3 protein-coding genes and 1 pseudogene are annotated in these 3,420 nt (G+C 60.2%); 3 read left to right on the top strand and 1 reads right to left on the bottom strand.

Annotation, left to right across the window (positions count from 1 at the left end; all coding sequences use genetic code 11):
* Positions 1–987 (bottom strand): VWA domain-containing protein (locus H1Y01_RS07600; protein ID WP_180539840.1); only part of this gene is annotated, 987 nt, incomplete at its 3' end.
* A gap of 306 nt (positions 988–1,293) precedes the next feature.
* On the opposite strand from H1Y01_RS07600, the gene H1Y01_RS07595 reads away from it, so the two are divergent.
* The 3 genes and pseudogenes from H1Y01_RS07595 to H1Y01_RS07585 form a co-directional block, all read left to right on the top strand.
* Complete coding sequence (locus H1Y01_RS07595; protein ID WP_180539841.1) at positions 1,294–1,677, top strand: GxxExxY protein; 384 nt, start codon at positions 1,294–1,296, stop codon at positions 1,675–1,677.
* A 384-nt stretch (positions 1,678–2,061) separates the two neighbouring features.
* Complete coding sequence (locus H1Y01_RS07590; protein WP_180539839.1) at positions 2,062–3,159, top strand: tetratricopeptide repeat protein; 1,098 nt, start codon at positions 2,062–2,064, stop codon at positions 3,157–3,159.
* Positions 3,146–3,420 (top strand): annotated as a pseudogene (locus H1Y01_RS07585) (hypothetical protein); the annotation flags it as partial. The gene H1Y01_RS07590 and the pseudogene H1Y01_RS07585, both read left to right, overlap by 14 nt.

Below are 3,420 nucleotides of genomic sequence, written 5' to 3'. Positions count from 1 at the left end.
CGCATTGTTGGCCGCCCCGACATTCGAGTTTTCGGTGAGACCGTTAACATCCAGACCATAGAAGGTGATGTTGGCCTTGTTGGCTTTGTTCAGGACGGACTTGAAAAGGTCCGCGTCGCCATTGGAAGGCAGGCCGGGGCTGACCAGTAGCACCGATTTCCGGCCGGGAAGCGTTGCCAGCTTTTCGATCAAGTCGATGATCTGGTCGGTTTGGCGCTGCGCCTCCAGGCCGCCGAACTGGCGGCGTTGTCCAGCCAGATCGCCGCGCATCCGGTTCGCGGCGATGGAAGTCGATGCAGAAGCGTCATTGTTTACCGTAGTATTCAATCCGCCGCCGGTTACCTTGCCCGCCGTCGCAATTACGGCGCTGCCCTGCGAAGTGTTCGCGGGTCCGTTCGCCGTGTAGTCGACGTTCGGCGTGGCGTTCAGCACCTCCGTCGCGGAACTGACGAAGTCCATCATGGTGCCGCTGAAGGCGTGGTCGGCCGCTTTCAGCAGCTCCGCGCGATTGGTGGTGAACGGATGCAGCGCCACCAGCTCGCCCGTCAGGCTGTAAACCGCGATCCACGTATCCGGCGAGAAGTGGCTGTTGAGAAACTCCTTGCTGGCGGCGATCGCATCCTTCTTGGTGTAGGGATCGAGGTTCTGATAAACGATGCAGACCAGATTCACCGCGCGCAGCGGATTCGCCACGGCCGGCGTCCGGGTGGCCGAACCTGCCTGCTGCGTCTGCAGCGCATCGCGCCCCTGGGTGAAACTAAAGCTCTTGATCTGCTGCGGCGTCCCGTCCTCGAGGATCTGAAAATCTTTCTGGGTCAGCCCCTTGACGATCTTGCCGTGGCTGTCGCGCACCACGACATCGAGGACCACCTCTTGCGTGGAGGTTTTGATCGTGGTGGTGGGCTGCTCCTGCGGAGCCCCGCCGAGGGTGACAGTGAGCAGGGGGATTAGACAAACGACTGTGATAGAACGTTGCTGCCGGTGCATGGTGTCATTCTATAACCGCGCGAGCGCGAAACGTGGCGCACGGATTCGTCCGTGCCGTGTCGAGTCTCTACTCGACACCCGCTGCACACAAACGCCAGTTCCGACCCGGAACGTGCAGCGACGCTGACGCGAACTCCAAGACCCGACCATAGCCGAGCCGACCGGTTGACGGTCACATCGACGGGCGGGAAAGGAGCGCCCAAGGACGATCTAAGTTTAGTTTTAGTTTCTGGCAGTAACCGGACCGGGCTGTCTTTACGTTCCTTTGCGTCTTCGCGACTTGGCGAGAAACTGATGAAAGCTGATATGGACGAAAACGCCATAGCCAAGGAGATCGTCGACTCCGCTTTCCGCATTCATACAACGCTTGGCCCAGGCTTGCTCGAATCGGTCTATAACGCGGTCTTGGCGCATGAACTGAGCCGCCGGGGTCTGCGCACGTCACAACAGCAGCCGATCCCGGTGGTCTATGAGAATTTCCGCATCGATACCGGATTCCGAGCCGATCTGGTGGTCGAAGACAAGGTCATCGTTGAAATTAAATCCGTCGAGCTGATAGCCCCAGTCCACAAGAAGCAGCTCTTGACCTATCTCCGGTTGGCGGACAAACGCCTCGGCTTGCTCATCAATTTCAATGTGGCGCTGATCAAGGACGGCATCACCCGCATTGTCAACGGGCTGAGAGATTGACTTTCTCGCAAAGCCGCCGGTCGCGAAGACGGATAGGAACGCCAATCATCGCGAAGGATTGCTTGCGCTGTTCTCCGCCCGCAGTAGAGCGCAACCATCCAGGTCGCCTCATCGAATGTCACGGTCTGATAGATCCAGTTCGCGCCCAGGAAATAGGACTCAGTTACGGCGATCAGCACGGCGAAGGCTTGCAGGCGGAGCGAGCCGCCCAGACGGCGCACGAACGCGCCTGAAAGCACAACCATGCACGCGCCGCGCCCATGTAGAGAGCGGGCGGGAGCTGTCGGGCGTTCGGCATCGCAGATACCGTAACCGCCCGTTGCCGCGTCTGTTTTATAGTGAGGAGTTGAACGTATCCCGCCGCTTTCACCCGGAGCGGGTCCCATGAAGTTTTCCGCCGCGTCCGCGTTCCTGATCGCCGCCCTCTGCATCGCTCCCCTGCGCGCCGATTCGTTTGACGATCTGGCCGCCAAGGCCGCCGCCGCGCGCGATGCCGACCAAATTCCGCAAGCCGTCGATCTCTATCGCCAGGCGCTGCAACTCAAGCCGGCCTGGGCCGAAGGCTGGTGGTTCCTCGGAACGCTGCTTTACGATTCGGATCAGTACGCCCCCGGCCGCGATGCCTTCGCCAGCTTCGTCAAGCTGCAGGACAATGCGCCCCCGGGGTTCGCCCTGCTGGGGCTTTGCGAATTTCAGCTCGCCGCGTATCCCGACGCGCTCAGCCACTTGCAGAAAGCCTTGAGCTCCGGTTCCGGCCTCGAGCCGCAGGTCGAACAAGTAGTGCGCTTTCACCAAGCCATGACGCTTACGAAGCTGGGCCTGTTCGATCAGGCCATTCATGAGTACCTTTGGTTTCCCGCTCACGGCGTCAAGGAGCAGACCATGCTGCTCGGCCTGGGGCTTGCCTCCCTGCGCACCGCGCTCCTCCCCAAAGACCTTTCCGCGGATCAGGCCCCGATAATGGCCGCCGCCGGAGCGATCGCCTACGCGTGGATGAGCGGCGATGTGGCCGGCGCCGACACGGGGTTCCATGAGTTAGTCGCGCACTATCCAACCGCGCCCAACGTTCATTACTTCTACGGTAGTTTTCTCCTGGATACGCATCCCGTGGAAGCTATAGCGGAACTTGAGCGGGAACTGCAGAACGATCCGGGGAATGCGTACGCGAGCGGCTTACTTGCTCTCACCATGGTGCGCGCGGGTCATCAGGATGAAGCCGAATCAATGGCCCGCAAAGCCGCGACGAATCACCCCGAAGCTTCCGTTGCGCAGTATGTTTATGGACTCATCCTTTCGCGGTCCGGCGATAAATCGGCCATTGAGTATCTGGAAAAAGCCACCCAGCTCGATCCTGTGAACATCGATTATCATGTGGCTCTCGCCGGTGCTTACTCCAAGTTCGGCAGGAATGACGATGCCTACCGCGAGCGCGTCGCGACGATTGCGCTCGCGCGGGGAACGGACCCTCGTGCGCATCATTAGTGTTGTCTTGTTCACTCTGGCGATGTCGCGCGTGTCGCCCGCCGCCGATAACCAGGCGAAACAGGCGCGCGCCTTCACCTGCGCGACTTGTCATCGCGACGAAGCTCAATTCCAGCCGAAGACACCGATGGGAATCGGCCTGCAACTGCCGCCGGACCAGACCATACTCATAACCCATCCCAAACTTACTTTCGAATCAAGGGGTTTCTCATACGTGATCGAGCGCCATGGCGACCAGAGCACTTACACCGTAAGTGCCGG

This window comes from Nevskia soli (assembly GCF_903970205.1).
GTDB lineage: Bacteria > Acidobacteriota > Terriglobia > Bryobacterales > Bryobacteraceae > Bog-113.
The sequence above is the reverse complement of the archived record's forward strand: the minus strand, read 5'-3'. Positions and strand labels throughout refer to the sequence as shown.

What these genes read in the sequence shown, in the direction of transcription:
- H1Y01_RS07595 (WP_180539841.1), top strand. Translation starts at nt 1,294, where the DNA reads ATGGACGAAAACGCCATAGCCAAGGAGATCGTCGACTCCGCTTTCCGC.
- H1Y01_RS07590 (WP_180539839.1), top strand. Translation starts at nt 2,062, where the DNA reads ATGAAGTTTTCCGCCGCGTCCGCGTTCCTGATCGCCGCCCTCTGCATC.